General features: G+C 72.3%; 15 protein-coding genes. 12 read left to right on the top strand and 3 right to left on the bottom strand.

Annotation, left to right across the window (positions count from 1 at the left end):
• The first annotated feature begins 91 nt into the window (after positions 1-91).
• The 4 genes from AB0N76_RS16180 (at position 92) to AB0N76_RS16195 (ending at position 4,644) form a co-directional block, all read left to right on the top strand.
• Positions 92-1,369, top strand: coding sequence for an HEXXH motif-containing putative peptide modification protein (locus tag AB0N76_RS16180; protein WP_363557470.1), 1,278 nt, complete (start codon positions 92-94; stop codon positions 1,367-1,369).
• A 164-nt stretch (positions 1,370-1,533) separates the two neighbouring features.
• Positions 1,534-2,781, top strand: a complete 1,248-nt coding sequence (locus tag AB0N76_RS16185; RefSeq protein ID WP_363557472.1) for a YcaO-like family protein — start codon at positions 1,534-1,536, stop codon at positions 2,779-2,781.
• A 99-nt stretch (positions 2,782-2,880) separates the two neighbouring features.
• Positions 2,881-3,636, top strand: coding sequence for a class I SAM-dependent methyltransferase (locus tag AB0N76_RS16190; protein ID WP_363557474.1), 756 nt, complete (start codon positions 2,881-2,883; stop codon positions 3,634-3,636).
• A gap of 327 nt (positions 3,637-3,963) precedes the next feature.
• Complete coding sequence (locus AB0N76_RS16195; protein WP_363557476.1) at positions 3,964-4,644, top strand: DUF4291 domain-containing protein; 681 nt, start codon at positions 3,964-3,966, stop codon at positions 4,642-4,644.
• A gap of 7 nt (positions 4,645-4,651) precedes the next feature.
• Here the strand turns inward: AB0N76_RS16195 and AB0N76_RS16200 are convergent, their stop codons facing one another.
• Positions 4,652-5,950 carry a styrene monooxygenase/indole monooxygenase family protein gene (locus AB0N76_RS16200; RefSeq protein WP_363557478.1) on the bottom strand — a complete coding sequence of 433 codons (1,299 nt, stop codon included), beginning with the start codon at positions 5,948-5,950 and terminating at the stop codon, positions 4,652-4,654.
• A 150-nt stretch (positions 5,951-6,100) separates the two neighbouring features.
• Here AB0N76_RS16200 and AB0N76_RS16205 point away from each other — a divergent pair, with 150 nt between their 5' ends.
• The 7 genes from AB0N76_RS16205 to AB0N76_RS16235 all read left to right on the top strand — a co-directional run bounded on the left by AB0N76_RS16205 (position 6,101) and on the right by AB0N76_RS16235 (position 11,597).
• Entirely contained in the window at positions 6,101-7,024 is a 924-nt protein-coding gene (locus AB0N76_RS16205; protein WP_363557480.1) for a PhzF family phenazine biosynthesis protein, read from the top strand.
• Between the two features lie 275 nt (positions 7,025-7,299).
• Positions 7,300-7,569 (top strand): hypothetical protein, encoded by a 270-nt coding sequence (locus AB0N76_RS16210; protein WP_363557482.1) that lies wholly within the window; start codon positions 7,300-7,302, stop codon positions 7,567-7,569.
• A 41-nt stretch (positions 7,570-7,610) separates the two neighbouring features.
• Positions 7,611-8,312 (top strand): rhomboid-like protein, encoded by a 702-nt coding sequence (locus AB0N76_RS16215; protein WP_363557484.1) that lies wholly within the window; start codon positions 7,611-7,613, stop codon positions 8,310-8,312.
• Between the two features lie 215 nt (positions 8,313-8,527).
• Entirely contained in the window at positions 8,528-8,986 is a 459-nt protein-coding gene (locus tag AB0N76_RS16220; RefSeq protein WP_363557486.1) for a pyridoxamine 5'-phosphate oxidase family protein, read from the top strand.
• Positions 8,987-9,283: 297 nt separating this feature from the next.
• Positions 9,284-10,015 carry a hypothetical protein gene (locus AB0N76_RS16225; RefSeq protein WP_363557488.1) on the top strand — a complete coding sequence of 244 codons (732 nt, stop codon included), beginning with the start codon at positions 9,284-9,286 and terminating at the stop codon, positions 10,013-10,015.
• A 121-nt stretch (positions 10,016-10,136) separates the two neighbouring features.
• Positions 10,137-10,943 (top strand): phosphotransferase, encoded by an 807-nt coding sequence (locus AB0N76_RS16230; protein WP_363557490.1) that lies wholly within the window; start codon positions 10,137-10,139, stop codon positions 10,941-10,943.
• A 12-nt stretch (positions 10,944-10,955) separates the two neighbouring features.
• Positions 10,956-11,597: a hypothetical protein gene (locus AB0N76_RS16235; protein ID WP_363557492.1), complete on the top strand. Its 642-nt coding sequence runs from the start codon at positions 10,956-10,958 to the stop codon at positions 11,595-11,597.
• 11 nt (positions 11,598-11,608) lie between these two features.
• On the opposite strand, the gene AB0N76_RS16240 is transcribed toward AB0N76_RS16235, so the two are convergent.
• Both AB0N76_RS16240 and AB0N76_RS16245 read right to left on the bottom strand, forming a co-directional pair.
• Complete coding sequence (locus AB0N76_RS16240; protein ID WP_363557494.1) at positions 11,609-12,760, bottom strand: serine/threonine-protein kinase; 1,152 nt, start codon at positions 12,758-12,760, stop codon at positions 11,609-11,611.
• Positions 12,761-12,762: 2 nt separating this feature from the next.
• Entirely contained in the window at positions 12,763-14,580 is a 1,818-nt protein-coding gene (locus AB0N76_RS16245) for a hypothetical protein (RefSeq protein WP_363557496.1), read from the bottom strand.
• Between the two features lie 147 nt (positions 14,581-14,727).
• Here AB0N76_RS16245 and AB0N76_RS16250 point away from each other — a divergent pair, with 147 nt between their 5' ends.
• Positions 14,728-16,647 carry a hypothetical protein gene (locus tag AB0N76_RS16250; RefSeq protein WP_363557498.1) on the top strand — a complete coding sequence of 640 codons (1,920 nt, stop codon included), beginning with the start codon at positions 14,728-14,730 and terminating at the stop codon, positions 16,645-16,647.
• Positions 16,648-16,678 lie beyond the last annotated feature (31 nt).

Genomic DNA, 16,678 nt, shown 5'->3' on the forward strand with positions numbered 1-16,678 from the left:
GGCTCGATTACTTCTTGTGGCGTCCCGGCCGCCGTTCCTACCGTGTTGTGCGTCCACCGTCGGCTCCTCGGCTTCCGGGAGGTCATGCACCGTGCGGGTCGCACCCGACGCGGCACAGAGTGCCGCCGAACGAACCGTCCTCGCCCGCACGACGCGGTCCGCCCTGGCCCGCGCCGGGCTGACCGTGACACCGGCCGAGGCCGCGCACCCCGCCGTCGTCGAACTCGCCCACATCGCGCAGCGGCTGCTGCGCGCGGACCCGGCGGATCAGCGCCCGACGGAGCAGAGCCCGATGGAGCAGAGCCCGGCGGAACGGCTGGGGCTCCGCCTGGCGCAGCTGCGGGCCGAGAACGCGGAGGACGCGGCCGGGGACTCGGAGTACGTGGCGGACCCGGCGAGGGCCGCGGGGGCGGACGTGCCGCCCGGTGCCGTCGACTGGCCCGTGGACCTGGCCGTCCCCCGTCCGCACCTGGAGCGCAGCGTGGCCCGCGCCCTGCGCGCCCTCCCGCCCCCGCGGCGGCAACCCGACCACGGGCGACCCGGCCACGGGCAACCCGACGACGGGCGACCGGCCGTGGGCGACCGGGGCCCCGTCCCGGACGACGGCCTGCCGGCGACACCGGGCTCCGTCGTGGTCCGCTGGCGGGAGCGCGAGGCCGGGGCGCTCGGCGAGGCCGCCGCCCTGCTCGCCGTCGCGTGGCCCGAGGCGCACCGGGAGCTGGGCACCGTCCTCGCCCAGATCGCCCTGCTGGAAGGCCCCGCGATCGACGGCTTCACCGACTTCGCCGTGCACGGCGCCGTCTTCGTCCGCCGGGACCGGCTCGCCCCCGGCCCCGACGGCCTGCCCGGCCCGGTACGGCTGGCCGAGGCGCTGGTCCATGAGGGCACCCACACCCGCTGCAACGCGGCGTCGGTGACGGCGGAACCGTTCCTGCGGCCCGCACAGGGCGACGCCCGGCTCGTCAGCACCCCGCTGCGGATCGACCCCCGGCCGCTGTCGGGGCTGTTCCAGCAGGTGGTCGTGTTGGCCCGGAGCGTCCTGCTGTACGAGCGCCTGCTCGATCTGCGCCCGGTGACCGGGCGCGGGGCGACCGGGCGGGCGGTCATCGGGCGTTCGGGGAGCGGGCGATCTGCGGGCGGGCGATCTGCGGGCGGGTGGTCTGCGGGTGGGCGCTCGGCGGCGGGGTCCGAGACCGTCCTGGACGGGCCGACCGTGGACGAGGCCGCCGCCATCCGGGCGCGCCACGGTGAACTGGTCCGCTCCGCCGTCGAGGGCGTGTCCACGCTGACCCGCCACCGGGACGCGCTCACCGAACGCGGGGCGGCCGTCCTGGCGGACGCGGCCGCCGTCATCCGGGCGCGCGGCTGATGGGCCCCCGGCCGCAGGACTCCCGGCCGCAGGGCCCGCGACCGCAGACCCCCCGACCGCAGGGCGCGCGTCCGCAGGGTCCCCAGCCGCAGGACCCCCGGGCACAGGACTCCCGAGCGCAGGACCCCCGGGCGCAGGACCCCCGACCGCCGAGCACGCGGCCGATGGGCCCGACCGCCTGGGAGCCGCAGGTCTTCGTCCCCTTCTCCGACTGGCCGGAGGTCGTGTTCGCCCGGATCGCCGCCCGGTCACCGCAGTTCGACCCGGTGTGCGCGGCGGGTGACCAGCCGGTCGTCATCGGCAGCGCGGCCGGGCACCGCCGGGACGCCGTCGTCGCCGGTGCGCGCGGCGAACTGTTCGAACGCGTCGGCAACATCCTCGCGGGCCGCGCCGCCGAGGCCGCGGCGGCCGCCGGAACCGGCGTCCTGGCGAGCCACGAGGAGCTGCGCCGACGCGGCGTCCCGGCCCTGGACCCGGCCGAGTGGACGAACGGCGGGGCCGGGCCGGCCGGCGGGAGGGCCGAGTCTGCGGGTGGTGCGGCGGCCGCCGCCCGGGCGGCCCGGCGGCTCTGGGTCCTCGGCCGGACGGTCCCGGACGGCACGCCGGTGCACGTCCCCGCCGGCGTCGCCTTCCTGCACCACCGGGCCCCGGCCGGCTGCGTGCCCGGCCCCGGAGCCGGGTCGACCGGCGTCGCCGCGCACACCGACCTCCGGTCCGCGGTGGAGCACGCCGCCTGGGAGGTCCTCGAACGCGACTTGGTCCGCCGGAGCTGGTACGGGCTCGCCCCGCGACCGGTGCCCCTGCCGCCCACCGCACCGGCCGAACTGCTACCCGCGCCACTGGCCGACCTGCTCGCCGGGCTGGGCGCGGCCGCCACCCTCCTCGACGTCCCCGCGCCGGCCGGGGCCCGGTGCGTGGTCGTCTGCCTGCACGCCCCCGACCGCACCCGGCAGACCTTCGGCGCCCGGTGCGGACCGGACGACGGCGACCTCGCCCCGCTGGTCGAGAAGGCCGCCTACGAGGCGCTGATGGTGCGGTGGAGCATCCACTCGACCGTGGGCCGGGAGACCTGGGCCCGCTGGCACGGGCGCAGCGCGCCGCGCTCGGCCGTCCAGCACGCCCTCTGGGCCTACCACCGGCAGGACAGCCTGGGCCGCTGGACCGACCCGCCGTCGGCGACGTCCCCCGCCACGCCCCCTGCCTCTTCACCGATGGTGGTGCGCAGCGGCCTCGACGCGCTGGCCGCCCACACCGGCCGGGAGCCCGTCCTCATGGACACCACCCACGGACCGGCCCGGGAGCTGGGCCTGAGCGTCGTCAGGGTGGTCGCCCCCGGGGCCCGCCCGCTGCCGACCGGTCCGTACGACGCCCACGGTCCGGCGACCGGACGCGGCCCGCACCCGTTCGGCTGACCGCGCCGCCCGCCTCCCCTTCCACCTGCTGTCGTCCGATACCGTCCGCTGCCGTCCCGCATGAACGTCCGCTGCCGTCGGACCGAGGAGACCTCGACGATGTCCACGCCCCGCGCCTTCCGTCCCCCCGCAGGCAACGGCTACGCCGACCGGTACGCGGCCGACTATGACCGCTGGTTCGCCAAACCGGGCGTCACCGGCGCGACGGTGCAGCTGCTCGCCGGGCTCGCCGACACCGGACCGGTCCTCGAACTAGGCGTCGGCACCGGTCGGATCGCCGTCCCGCTGGCCGCCCACGGGTTCATCGTCCACGGCGTCGAGGCGTCCGCCGCGATGGCCCGGCGGCTCCGTGAGAAGCCCGGCGGTGCCCGGGTCTCCGTCACCCTGGGCGACTTCACCGAAGTCCCGGCACCCGGCACGTACACCTTGGTGTACTGCGTCGGCGGCACCTTCCTCGAACTCCCCGACCGGTCGGCCCAGCAACGCTGCTTCGCCGCCGTCGCCGAACGCCTCCGGCCCGGTGGGGTGTTCGTCGTGGACGCGCACGTGCCCGAGGCGCTCGTCGCCGCGGCCGCGTCCGAGGTGCCCGAGACCGTCGTCGACCGCCCCGGCCTCCGCGTGCTCTGCCACCGCTCGGTGGACCCGGCCACCCGGACCTACCACTCCCACTACCTGGTCCGCGAGGCCGGCCGGACGCACCACCTCGACGTCCGCTTCCACTACCTGTCGGTCGACGAGCTCGACGAGCTGGCCACCGCAGTCGGTCTGCACCTGACTGATCGTCATGGCTCATGGAGCGGCGAGCCGTTCACCGATTCCAGCGCCTACCACGTCTCCGTCTACGAACGCCCCTGAACCCCTTCCCTTCCTTTCCCGACCGGCGCGACCGGCGCGACCGGCGGTGGAACCTGCCCCCAGGGGCCGCCCCCGTTCCGGCAGCGAACGGCGCGACGGCCCCCGAGGGCTCCCGGGCGGTCCCACACCCCCCGGGAGCACGGCCCACCCTGCCAGCCGTCCGCCGGCGCCGGCCATGGCGCCCGGCACAGCCTGCGGCGGTCGGAAACTGTCCGCGCCGACAAGGCCCCGGCCCACGCACGCACCGCCGCCGGGACCGCCACCGGGATCGCCACGACCCCGGAAATTCGCTGGCCACGGGGCGCGAACCCGACCACCCTGAGCGGCATGGCAACACCGAACGCCCCCACCCCGAACATCCCAGCCCCGAAGGCCCCCACCCGGAACGCGCCCGAGCCCGAGCCCGGGTACCGGATCCGCGCCGTCCACACCGACACCACCGTGACCGTCTACCAGGCCTACTCCCCCGGGATCGGCCTGCCGGCCGCGCGGGACGGGCGCTTCCCCGCCCAGTGGAAGCGCGACCGGATGACCTGGATCAAGCCCTCGTTCCTCTGGATGATGTACCGGTCCGGCTGGGGCACGAAGGAAGGCCAGGAGACCGTCCTCGCCGTGGAGATCGACCGGGCGGGCTTCGAGTGGGCGCTGGAACACGCCTGCCTCTCCCACTACAAGCGGGGACTGCACCCGGACCGGGCGACCTGGCAGCGCGCGCTGCGGCGGGCGCCGACCCGGGTCCAGTGGGACCCGGAGCGCGGCCTCAAGCTCCAGCCGCTGCCGCACCGTTCGCTCCAGCTCGGCCTGGCCGGCGAGGCGGCGCGCCGGTACGCGGACGAGTGGACGGTGTCCGTCACCGACGTCACGCCGCTCGTGCGACGGATCCACGGGCACGTCCGCGACGGCGACTTCGAGGCCGCGCGGAAGCTACTACCCCCGGAGCAGCCCTACCCCACGGACGGGCGACTCCTGGACCACCTGCGGCCGACCCCGTCCGCCACCGCCGACTGACGCTCCGTCACTTCGCTGACGGCTCGGCGAACGAGGCGAGATAGGCAGCGGCCTTGTCCGCGTCGAGGAACCAGTCGTCCAGGTCGGCCGGGTTGTCGAAGCCGTTGGCGAACCGGTCGGCGATCGCGGGATTCCCACCCGCCGCGCCGAGCAGCGTCAGGATGTGCTCCTGCGGCGGCGCGACCATGGTGTTGCTCCAGTCGGTCGACGCCCGGGTGGCCGTCCAGTAGTCGTCGAAGGCGGCCTGCATGAAGTCGCGGTCGAAGGGCTTGTCGCCGTGCGCCAGGATCGCGGCCAGGTAGCCGGCGGCGCACTTGGCGGCGTTGTTGGCACCCTGGCCGGTGAGCGGGTCGTTGGCGACGACGACGTCCGCGACACCCAGCACCGGTGTGCCGCCGGGGAGTTCGGCGATCGGACGGCGCACGGTCGGGGTGAGGCGGCCCGCCAGGGTGGCGCCCGCGTCGGTGAGTTCGACGCCGCCCCGGGTGCGGTCGTACTCCCACGGGATGAAGGTCTTCATCAGGTCGAGCGTCAGCCGCAGGTGCTCCGCCGGGCCGATGCCACCAGGGGCGCTGCCGGCGCTGCTGCCGGGGCCACCGGTGGGACCGCCGGTGGGACCTCCGAAGACGTCCACCGGGCCGCCGGGGACCCCCTCCCAGAGGAGGATGTCGCACGGGCCGGAGGTGGTCAGACAGGGCATGACGAAGAACTCGCCCACCCCGGGCACCACGTTGCAGTGCACCGCCGACCGGTCGTAGTCGGCGCGCGGCCCGAGCCCGTGCACATAGGCGACGGCGAGCACCCGCTGCGGCCGGTCGTACGGCGAACGGGCGGCGTCGCGCTCGAACAGCGAGGTCAGGTCGCCCTTGCCGGCCGCGATCAGGACCAGGTCGTACCCGGGCGCGAGGGCGTCCAGCGCGGCGGCGTCCGCCTCCCGCACCTCGACCCGCCCGCCGCGCCGCTCGAAGGTCTCCAGCCAGCCGGCCATCTTGACCCGCTGGTCGACGGACTGCGCGTACCCGTCCAGCCGTCCGACGAAGTCGATCAGCCGCGTCCCCTCGGGCCCGGCCACGGACAGCCCGACGGCCTCGATCCGCGGCGTCTCGTCCACCCAGAAGTCCAGCCCCAGCGCGCGTTCGTGGCCGAGCGCGGTGTCGAACATGCACTGCGAGGACAGCACCCGCCCACCCCGGATCCGCTCCGCGGTGCGGTTGGTCACCACCGTCACGTCGTAGCCGTGCGACTGCAGCCCGAGGGCCAGTTGGAGGCCGGACTGTCCGGCGCCGACGATCAGGATCCTGCGCATGGTCGCTCCTTCTTCCCCGGGCCGGGAACCGGTCGGCAGACCCTACCCCAGGGGTCCCCCGCTCCGGGAGCGAACGGACCGTCGAACTTCAGTCCACCTTCTCCGAATTGGCCTTGGCGGGGCGGACGCTCCGCTCGTTACCGTCCTGACGTGCGCCTTCACATCGTCAACGCCTTCACCGACCGCCCGTTCACCGGCAATCCGGCGGGAGTCTGCCTGCTGCCCGCCGGGGCCTGGCCGGACGACGACCGGATGCGACGGATCGCCGCCGAGGTCAACCACCCGGAGACGGCCTTCGCCCTGCCCCTGACCGGGTCCCCTCCCTCCGTTCCCTCCGCTTCCTCCCCGCCCTCCGCTCCCTCCGCTCCCTCCGCCGACTGGGCCATCCGCTGGTTCACCCCGGTCCTGGAGGCGGAACTGTGCGGCCACGCCACCCTGGCCACCGCGCACGTGCTGCGCACCGAGCACGGGGTGCTGGGCGCGGTCCGGTTCCGCAGCCGCAAGCACGGCCTGCTCACCGCCCACACCGACGCGGACGGTTCCGTCACCCTGGACTTCCCGGCCGCGCCCGCCACCGCCGCCCCCGCCCCGGCCGGGCTCGCGGAAGCCCTCGGCGTCACCCCCGACGCGACCTTGCGCACGGGCGCGCTCCGCGACCTGCTGGTGGTGCTGCCCGACGAAGTCGCGGTGCGCGGCGTGACCCCCGACCCGGACGCGCTGGCGGCCCTGACGGTACGCGAAGGGATCCGCGGCGTCATCGTGACCGCCCCCGGCGGCCCCGGCGCCGACGCGCCCATGGGGGTGACCGGGGCGACCGGGCCGACTGGGGTGACCGGGGCGTACGACTTCGTCTCCCGCTTCTTCGCGCCCGCCCGGGGCATCCCCGAGGACCCGGTCACCGGCAGCGCCCACACCGCGCTCGCCCCGTACTGGTCGGCGCGCCTCGGCCGCGACCGGCTGACCGGACACCAGGTGTCCGCCCGCGGCGGCCTGGTGGCCACCGCCCTCCACGGCGACCGCGTCCACCTCACCGGCCGGGCCGTCACCATCCTGGACGGCACCCTGCGGGTATGACGGGAACCCTCCTCCCCCGGCCCTCAGGTTCCCTCTCCCCGTCCTCCGGTCCTCCGGCCGCGCGCGGCGAGGGACAGGGTGCGGCTGACGGGGCGCAGCCGGCGGCATACGATCGGCGCGTGTCGGAACCCACTGTTTCCTCGTCCTCCCTGTCCTCCGCCTCGCGGCCCGCCTCCTCGCGGTCTTCGTCCCCGCGACCCTCCTCCTCGACCTCGTCGTCGGTCCCGTCCGCCTGGGCCCCGTGGTCCAGGGGCGCGACGCTCTCGGTCGGCTCGGTGGCCTCGGTGCTGTCGATCGGGTCGGTCGGCTCGGTGCTCTCGGTGGGGTCGGTCGGCAGCGTGCTGTCGATCGGCTCGGCCGGTTCGGCGATGTCCGTGCTGTCCGCCGGGTCGTGGCTGAGCCTCGGGTCGCTGCTGTCCGCGAACTCGCGCTGGTCGGTGCTGTCCTGGCGCTCGCGGCACGGGCTGATGGCCGCGGGTGTCGTGGCGGTCGCCGCGGGCGCGGCGCTCGCCGGCGGCCCGCGGCCCCGGCGCCGCGCCCGGTAGTGGCCGGGATGCGCCGGCCGACTCCGCCTCCGCTGCGACAGTTGCTGTCATCACTTCCACCGCTGCCACCATTTCCGCCGCTGCCACGCCTGCTGCGCAACCCGGCGTTCTGGTACGTGGCCGTACTCGCCGCGATGTGGCCGGTCCTGCGGCTGCTGCCGCCCGAACGGGTGCTGGCGCTGCGGGAGTGGGCGTCGACCAACCTCGACAACCTGCACCCCTGGCCCTCGGGCCACCCGGTCGAGTCGTTGGCGGTGTCCGCGTTCGTGCCGCAGAGCACGGTGTGGGTGTGGCCGTTCTTCGCGCTGTCCGTGTTCGCGGTGGTGTCGGCACTCGGCGCCCGCCGCGCCGTGGCGTCGCTCGCCCTCGCCCATGTGACCGCGACCGCGCTGACGGAGGCGCTGGTGTGGTGGCGCATCGAGCACGGCTCCCTGCCGGCCACCGAGGCGCACGTCCTGGACACCGGCCCGTCCTACGTCGTGGTCGCCGCGCTGACGGTGGCGGTCGCCCGGGCCCGCCCGGTCTGGTCGCGGGCGGTGTGGCTGCTGATGCTGGCCGTCGCCGCCCCCGACCTGCTGTCCGGCCTCGGCGACGGCGAGGTCTCCGCCGTAGGCCACGTCCTCGCCTTCGCCGCCGGCCTGGCCATCGCAGCCGCCCACCGCCTCGGCCCGTCCCGAACCGCCGTGCGAATCCGGGACAGCAAATCTGTAGACCGGTCTGCATATTCGACGCCAAATAAGTAGACCGGTCTGCATATTTGACCCCAAATCAGTAGACCGGTCGACATAAAACCGCACCCCAGCGCGCACTTTCAGTAGACCGGTCTGCATATTCCACCTCGCCTTCCTACCCTCCGTCCCCGCCGGTCTCCCGGCGGGGGCTGAGCGACCCGTCGGCCGTTGGACGTAGGTCGCGCGCCCCATGCGCACCCGGAATCCGGTGACTAGCATCACCGACCATGATCACGAATAGCACCAAGCGCCAGACGGCGGAGCGCGTACGCGACACCCTGGAACGGCTCACCACCGAGCGGGACATCTGGGTGTCGACGTCCCACCCCGAGCACGGGCCGCACCAGGTCCCCCTCTGGTTCCGCTGGGACGGGCAAGCGGTGTGGATGTGCACCAGCGCGACATCGGCGACCGCCCGCAACATCCAGGCGGAACCGCGCGTACAGCTGGCGCTGCCGGACACCTTCAACGTGGTGGCCCTCCAGGGCGAGGCCGAGGGCTTCCCGGCCCAGGAGGTGCCCGCAGAGGCCGCCCAGGCGTTCGCCGACAGGTTCAGCGGCTGGGACCCCCGCACGGAGGACCGGCCGTACCTGTACATCCGCGTGACACCGAAGACCGTACGCGCCTGGCACGGCGAGCCTGAACTCTCCGGACGCGTCATCATGCGCGACGGCACCTGGCTGTGACGCAACCCCAGCCGCACTCGAGGTCTTCCTTCCATCATCGCCGGATGCCTCAGCGGGGTTCATCCGTGTGAACGATCGCAGGGCCTTGTCGCCGGCCGCAGCTGCCAGCGGCCTGCCAGCACCCCGCAGACGGAAGCCGGAATGCCGTGACTCACACCAAACAGGCACCACCCTCGCCGCCCTCTACCCCAAATGGCAGCCAAGCCAAGCCAACGTCAACTCCGTATCGCCGCAGCACCCGTGGCCGACGGCATACGCTCAGGAGCAGAAGTACGGGCCTGCGAGAAGGAGCAACTGTTGGACACGAGCCTGCTGCAACGGTCGCTCGACGATCTTCTGTGCCGAATCCTACCTGGCCAGCCCCAGCCGCCGCTTCCGTCCACCACCGCCGCCGCCACCACCACCACCACCACGCAGGAACGCTACGGGCGCCTCGAAGTCACTCGTCTGCGCGTGGGTGAAACGCTGGCGGCCGCCCCGGCCCTGACCCTCCGTATAGCCGACGACGTGCTGCCGCTCCTTGCCTTGGACGACAACCTCACCAGTCAACTGGTCTTCCCTCTTGTCGCGGCGCTCGGGCGCCGACCGGTCCTGACCTTCCTCATCGCCCAGTCCAAGACCGGCGGCTGGCAGAGCCGTACCAACTCCTGCGCGGCCGCCTACTGGGTCAGCGTGTGGCGCTCCACCACCAGACGTGACGAGATCATCGCCGCCGCCCGCAACGGCACGTTCACCGGCGAACAGGCCCGCACTCTGCTGCAACAGGACGCACAGCAGCCGCGCTGGCGTAGCAGTGACGAGGTCAGCGACCTCTGGCCTAGCCTGTGGGCATCGGCGGCCGACACATTCGTCCACTGCCAGGACGACGAGCTGCGCCAACGCCTCCAGACCGTCTTCCCGCTGGACTCGGGCCTCTACCCACCCGGTCACGATCGACTGCTGGACCGGGCCCGGACCGTCGCCGAAGACATGCCCGCTCTATTCGGCAGACTCCTGGCGAACAAGTCGGGCTTCGGACATCTGATCTGACCTGCCGACAGCATCGGCGTTCTGCCCCACCAAGGCCGACCGCGCTCGCACTGTGGTGGCGGCAACCAGCAAGGCCCCCTGTGATCTTGAGAGGCCGCTACCGCCTCAGTAGGCTGCCCGGATGGCGGACCAGGATCGGGAAGTACTCGTCGGCGGGGTCAACCGGGTGGTCCGGGAGGGTGGCGTGGTGCGGCGGCCCGCCGGGGTGTGGAGCGGCACAGTGCAGCGGCTGCTCGCCCGGCTCGCCGAGGCCGGGTTCGACGGGGCGCCGAAGCCGCTCGGGCTGACCGCCGACGGCGCGGAGGAGCTGGTCGCGTACCTGCCCGGCGAGGTCGGCCACGCCCCGGCCGCACCGCAGGTCCGCGACGACGCCGCGCTCGTCGCGGTGGCCCGGCTGCTGCGTCGGCTGCACGACGCGACGGCCGGCTTCGTCCACCAGCCCGATGACGTGTGGCTGCTGCCGCCGCGCGAGCCGGCGGAGGTGGTCTGCCACGGCGACGCGGCGCCGTACAACACCGTGTTCCGCGACGGGCTCCCGGTCGCGTTCATCGACTTCGACGCCGCCCACCCCGGACCGCGCGTCTGGGACGCCGCCTACACCGCGTACCGCTTCGTCCCGCTCCACGCCCCGGACGCCCCGGAGCTCGGCGGCCTCGTCCTGCCGGCGCCCGAAGTCCGGCGCCGGCTCGACCTGTTCGCCGACGCCTACGGGCTCTCGGCACGGGAACGGGCCGCGCTCCCGCCGGTCGCGGCGGAGCGGTTGCGGGCGCTGGTGGCGTTCATGCGCGAGCAGGCCGCGGCCGGGCACCCGGCCTTCACCCAGCACCTCGCCGAGGGCCACGACCGCCGGTACCTCACCGACGCCGCCTGGATCGAGCACACGCTCTCCGTACCACCGAACACCGACGACCCCCGCCCCCTCCACTGATAGATTCCCGCGGTGAGCGAGCAACTGCCCGACGGTGGCGTCGAACTGTCACCCGACGAGATCGAAGCCCTCGACGCGAGGTGGTCCTCCTGCTGGACCCCGGCCGAGGTCGCCCAGCGGCTGACCGGGCTCAGCGCGCCCTGGTGCGTGGCCGGGGGCTGGGCGCTGGACCTCTTCCACGGCGAGCAGACCCGCCCCCACAGCGACCTCGAGATCGCGATCCCGGCCGCGAGCTTCCCCGAGCTCCGCCGCCACTTCCCCGGCTACGTCTTCGACGTGGCCGGCAGCGGCCGGATCTGGGTGGACGCCCCACCGGAGGCACTGGCCGCCCTCCACCAGACCTGGCTCCGCGACCCGGCCACCGGCGACTACCTGCTCGACGTGTTCCGCGAGCCGCACGACGGCGACACCTGGATCTGCCGCCGCGACGAACGGATCCGCCTCCCCTACCGCGACATCATCCGCCACACCCCGGACGGCATCCCCTACCTCACACCCGAACTGGTCCTCTTGTTCAAGGCCAAACACCTCCGCCCCAAAGACCGTTCGGACTTCGAGACGACCCTCCCCCACCTGACCCCACCCCAACGCCACACCCTCGCCACCCTCCTCACCCGCGTCCACCCGGACCACCCCTGGATCACGGACCTGTAGCCGACCCTGCATCAGCTCGAACCGGAGATCCAACGCGTCATGGCCTCGAAGGCGTCCAGGACCCGGGTGTCGTACGGCCCAAACGCGTCCCGGCAGTCCCAGCCGAGATCCCCGTAGAGCAAGACCGCCCCTCGCACGTCGCCCGACTGTCCGGTCAGCTCGGCCAGCGTCATCCGGGCATCGAGGACGACGGGTGCCACGAAGCCGTGCACCGCCTCCAGGTTGCTGAGGCGCCGTTCCAATTCCCGGATGCGTTCCACGTAATCGGGATTCACATGGGGCACGATCGCCGGTTGAGCCGTGCCAGCGCCGACCGACGCCGGAGCATACTTGACCTGGTGGATAAGGCGGGCGACGGTCAACGCGTCGCGCGGTCTGTTGCCGGGTTCCTTCGCCAGAAGATGGAGGACCAGGTCGTCGAGCGCGACCGGGATTCCGGGGCGGACGTCACCCGGCGCGGCGGGACTCGCCTTCGTGTGCATCTCACCGATGACGTACGGCGAGAGGCTGTCGCTGCCGAAGGGCGGGCGGCCGGTGAGCATCTCGTAGAGGACGCACCCGAGCGAGTACAGGTCGCTCCGGTGATCGCCCGGTTCCCCGTTGCAGCGTTCATGGGAGGCGTAGAGCCAGGTGACGCCGGTTCCCTGGGTTTCGGTGGCGTCCAGGAGCCGGGCGAGACCGAAGTCCACGAGCTTCACGTCACCGCGTTCCGTGATCATGATGTTGGCCGGCTTGACGTCCCGATGGACGACCTCGACCTCATGCGCGTCCGCGAGCCCCTCGCAGACCTGTGCGCTCCACCGCACGGCCTGTTCCAGGGTGAGGGCGGTTCCCCCGCCCATGTACTTGGCCAGCGACCTTCCCTCGACGCGTTCCATGACGAGGTGGTACCGGCCCCCCTCCTCGCCTTGGTCGTGCACGGTGACCACATGAGAGCTGTTGATCCGGGCCAGTGCCCGCGCCTCCCTGAGGAACTTGGCGACGAACCTCTCGGTCGAATCCTCCCGATCGTCTCCGTACCGCCGGAGCCGGTCGAGGGCCAGGAACTTGATCGCGACGGCACGGTCGAGCTGGCGGTCGTGGGCGAGCCAGACATCGCCCATGCCTCCGCTTCCCAGTTTGTGCTCGAGGCGGTACCGGCCAGCGATGAGCCCTTCAACCATGCTCAACCCTCCGCATTCGGCTCGGGCACGTCGACAGTGGCCGGAGACCACGAGGAGAACTGACCGACCACGGCCAGCGCGGCATTCCACTGCTGGAAGAGCAGCGTGTGCTCGTCGAGTGCCTTCTCCAACCGCTGGGCGTTCTCGACCCGACGGCGGTCGCCGTCCTCGCGCAACTGGCGCCGATGGAAGGGCACTCGGACCACCCCCCAGGTGGCGGTGACGACCAGCCCGCCCGAGGCCGCGGTAGCCAGGCCCGCCACCGGACCGCCGAGCAGCAAGGCCAGCCCGCCACAGATCAGGCCGATGACGGCCAAGGTCAGGACGCGCGGCCACGACAGTTCGACGGAGTTGACGGCTGCCACGGTGCGACCCTCCGCGTGGTCGTCGAGGTGGGCTATCAGCTGCTCCGTCACATCGGAAGCGATAGGAGCCCCGGGCAACCAACAGGTCCAGTCGTCGACCGCCAGCGCGAGCCGGTCGGGGAGCGCCTTTACGGATTCCTCGGACACGGCCACGACGGCCGAGCGCAGGCTCGGCAGGCTGCTCTGGATGCTCAGCAGCCTGGCCGAATACCCGAGGTTCACCACCTGGGGCTCGAAAAGGGCGCGTTCGAGGACGTCCTGAAGGTTGACCCCGCGCCCCGCTGCCGAATCGACGAATTCGGCAGCCGCTTCCTCCGTGTCACCCCGGTGTTCGATGATCGACCGGAGCCTCCCCATCTGTTCCTGCATCTTCTGCTCGTCAGGATCGAACTGATCGATGAGGTGCTGGATGGCGATGTCCGTCCGGCGTCCGACTCCGACATCGAGCGGGCCGGCAGAGTACTCGTAGCGTAGGTAGTCGAGCGTTCCCTTCACCATCATCGCGTCCTCCCAGCCGCGTTGCACCGACGCCCACTGACTCACGCAGAGCTCACGCAAGGTGTCGAACTGCTGCGGGCCGCCCGCGCCCCTCGCGGCCATCCAGGGGGTCCAACGGACCACGTGCGCCGTGGTGCTCTCCTCATCGGAGAGTCCGAGGTGTCGCGCGTTCGCCTCACGGTCCCAACGGGCCATCGCCTGCCGGGCGTAGGTGAGCGCCTCGAAGCCCAGCTCAGCGCCCGCGACCGCGTCGAGGACGATCGTGAACTCCTGTCCCAGATCGGAGGAATCGAGGCCGGCCAGGTACAGGTCCATCCAGCGGGCCGCCTCGTCCTGCCGCTTCTGCCGCGAGCAGGTGAGGGCGAAGAAGAGGGTAGCTTTGGGTTGGTCGAGGGTGAGCGCGTGGCTGCGGGCCCGGGCGATGCGGCCCGCGTCACGGCTGTACCCGGCGGCCACCGCCACGAGCGCCGGGGCCAGCCAGAAGGAGGATTCCTTGAGCAACAACTCCTGACTGCACGCCTCGACGATGCTCTTGTCCAGCACCCCTCGGGACACGGCGTCCTCGGTGAGCCCGTGCACCAGCCCTCGGGCGAGCGCGCGGACCTGCCGCCGCTGGGCGAACCTCGCCGTCCACTCCGTCGTGAGCCGGGACAGTTCGGATTGGGCGTTCGCGACGATCTGATCCCGACCGTAGCGTTCCACGAAGGTGGCGAGGACGGCATGAGTGTCGTCGGCCCTCGTGCTCACCTTGCCCAGCACGTCCTGCGCCTGCGACACGGCGTCCGACAATTCGGCCAGTTGTGCCTCCAGGCGGCCGATGTCGGCACGGACACCGCCGAGCCCTTCCTGGATAGCCTCACCGCCGAGCGTCTCGGCGAGGACCAGCTTCTCGACCTCCTGGCCGAGGTCCTGCACCTTCTCCCGCAGGCCTTCCAACGTCGTCTCTGCTTCGTACATGCGCTCCCCCGATACCCGTTCGCCCACCAGCCCAGGTCTCCGTCCCACCCGCACATCCACCCGCGCGGTCCCATTATCCGGACGGCGCAGTCGGAGAGGACCTAATCTGAGCAACAGCCGCAACCCAAGCGCTCCCGGGGGGAAGCTGTGCGTCAGGACATCGGGCCGGTCGGCCAGTTGTTCTTCGGTCGTGACGACGCCGAGAACGATCTCAAGGAGGGCGGCCTCCTGAGGGACGGTGTCTTCCGACCGAGCTACGCCTACCGGGAAGCGCTCCTCGGGCGGAGGACCTTGATCATCGGGCGCAAGGGCTCCGGCAAGAGCGCCATCTGCAGCCAACTGGCGACCCCGGGCGGCCACCAGGGTGCCTCTATCCTGATCACCCCGGACGACACCGCCGGCGATGAGATCCGACGCTTCGAGCTCCAGGGTGTCACCGCCGACACCGCCAAGGCCTTGATCTGGAGGTACATCTTCGCGGTCCACGCCGCGCGCCACCTGACCGTCCACGCACGCGTCGCACACGGGCGTCGCGTCCCCGCCTCGGTCCGCGCCCTGCGCTCCTTCCTGAAGGACAGCGGTGAGTCCGGCGAATCCGGTCTCTACGACAGGCTGCGCCGCGGAGCACGAGGCCTCCAATCGGCCAATCTCTCCCTCAAGGCGTTCGGCGTGGAGGCCGCCTTCGGCGTCAACGGGGCTTCCGAGGGAGCCAAGGCCAGTCACCAACTGGGAGTCCTCGAGGATGCGGTGGCCGCCGCCTTCGACGACCTGGACTGCCTGAGCAGCCACCCACCCCTCCTCGTTCTCGTCGATCAGCTCGAACAGGTATGGACCGTCGACCCGGAGAGCCATGCGCTGGTCACGGGACTGCTCCTGGCCGCCAAGCACGTGACGGGGCAGTACAACGGCGCGGTGAGGGCGACCCTCTTCATCCGAGCGGACATCTACGACACCTTGAACTTCGGCGACGGAGACAAGTTCCACAGCGACGAGATCCGGATCACCTGGACGCATGACGGCCTCAAGGATGTCGCGCTCGCACGCGCCCAGGCTTCCCTCGGGGCCGACCTGACCAGCGATCGGCTGTGGGGGTGGCTCTTCCCCGCTACCGTCGAAGGAGAACCCACCGCGGAATACCTCTTCCACCGTGCCCTGCCGCGACCGAGGGACACGATCCAGTTCCTCAATGCCTGCCAGAGCGTGGCCGCCGAACGCGGCGGACCGACGATCACCGAGAACGACGTGCTCGTGGCCACCCAGTTGTTCTCCCGGTGGAAGCTCCAGGACCTCGCCAAGGAGTACCTGGTCAACCACCCCTTCCTCCGCTCGCTCTTTGCCATGTTCGAGAACACCGGGTACGTGGTCATGCGGCCGGCTCTGGCGGCGCGCTTCGAAGCCCACAGAGCCGCGCTGCACCGGGAGTTCCCCGCCTACACCGAAAGCCTGACGACGCAAGGCGTGATCGATGTGCTGTACGGGGCCAGCTTCCTGGGTGTCCGGCGCGGCAATGACATCGTCTACACCGGTGGTACCCAGGCACCGCCGCTGCCGAGCGAGGACGAGTTCCACGTTCACCCCTGCTTCCGCCCGGCGCTCAACAGCCTCGCGTCCGTGGACCTCACCGCGTTCCCCCGCACTCCCGTGCGGAACTCCGTGGTGGCCCATGGAGGGCTGGCGGCCGTCCTCGTGGGCGCCGATGTCGCCTTGCTGGTCAACCGCGATCGTCGTCTGCTGAACGAGGTGGGCGGAGCCGGTGACCGACTGTTGCGCCAGCTGATGCGTTCCGGCCTGCCCGACACCACACGCAACGAGGTGTACACCCAGATCGCGCGGGTGATGGCGTCCGCCGAAGCCGCCCGTGAGCGACTCCGGGAGGGAGCCGCTCACGACATCGAGGAGCACGTCCTGGCGGCTTCCGCCTACTTCGAGAGCCTGGCGGCCGAACTCGCCGCCCACGGCTTCGAGGACCGGCCGATCACCCGGCGCCTTCAGGACGAAGCCAGGGCGCTGATCCGATCGGTCGGCGGCGCGTCAGGCGGCGGATCGGGCTCCGACTCGGGCACGTGACCGGGGCGTTCCGCGCTTTTGCGGGCGGAGC

It is taken from the genome of Kitasatospora sp. NPDC093806 (assembly GCF_040683335.1).
Lineage (GTDB): Bacteria > Actinomycetota > Actinomycetes > Streptomycetales > Streptomycetaceae > Kitasatospora.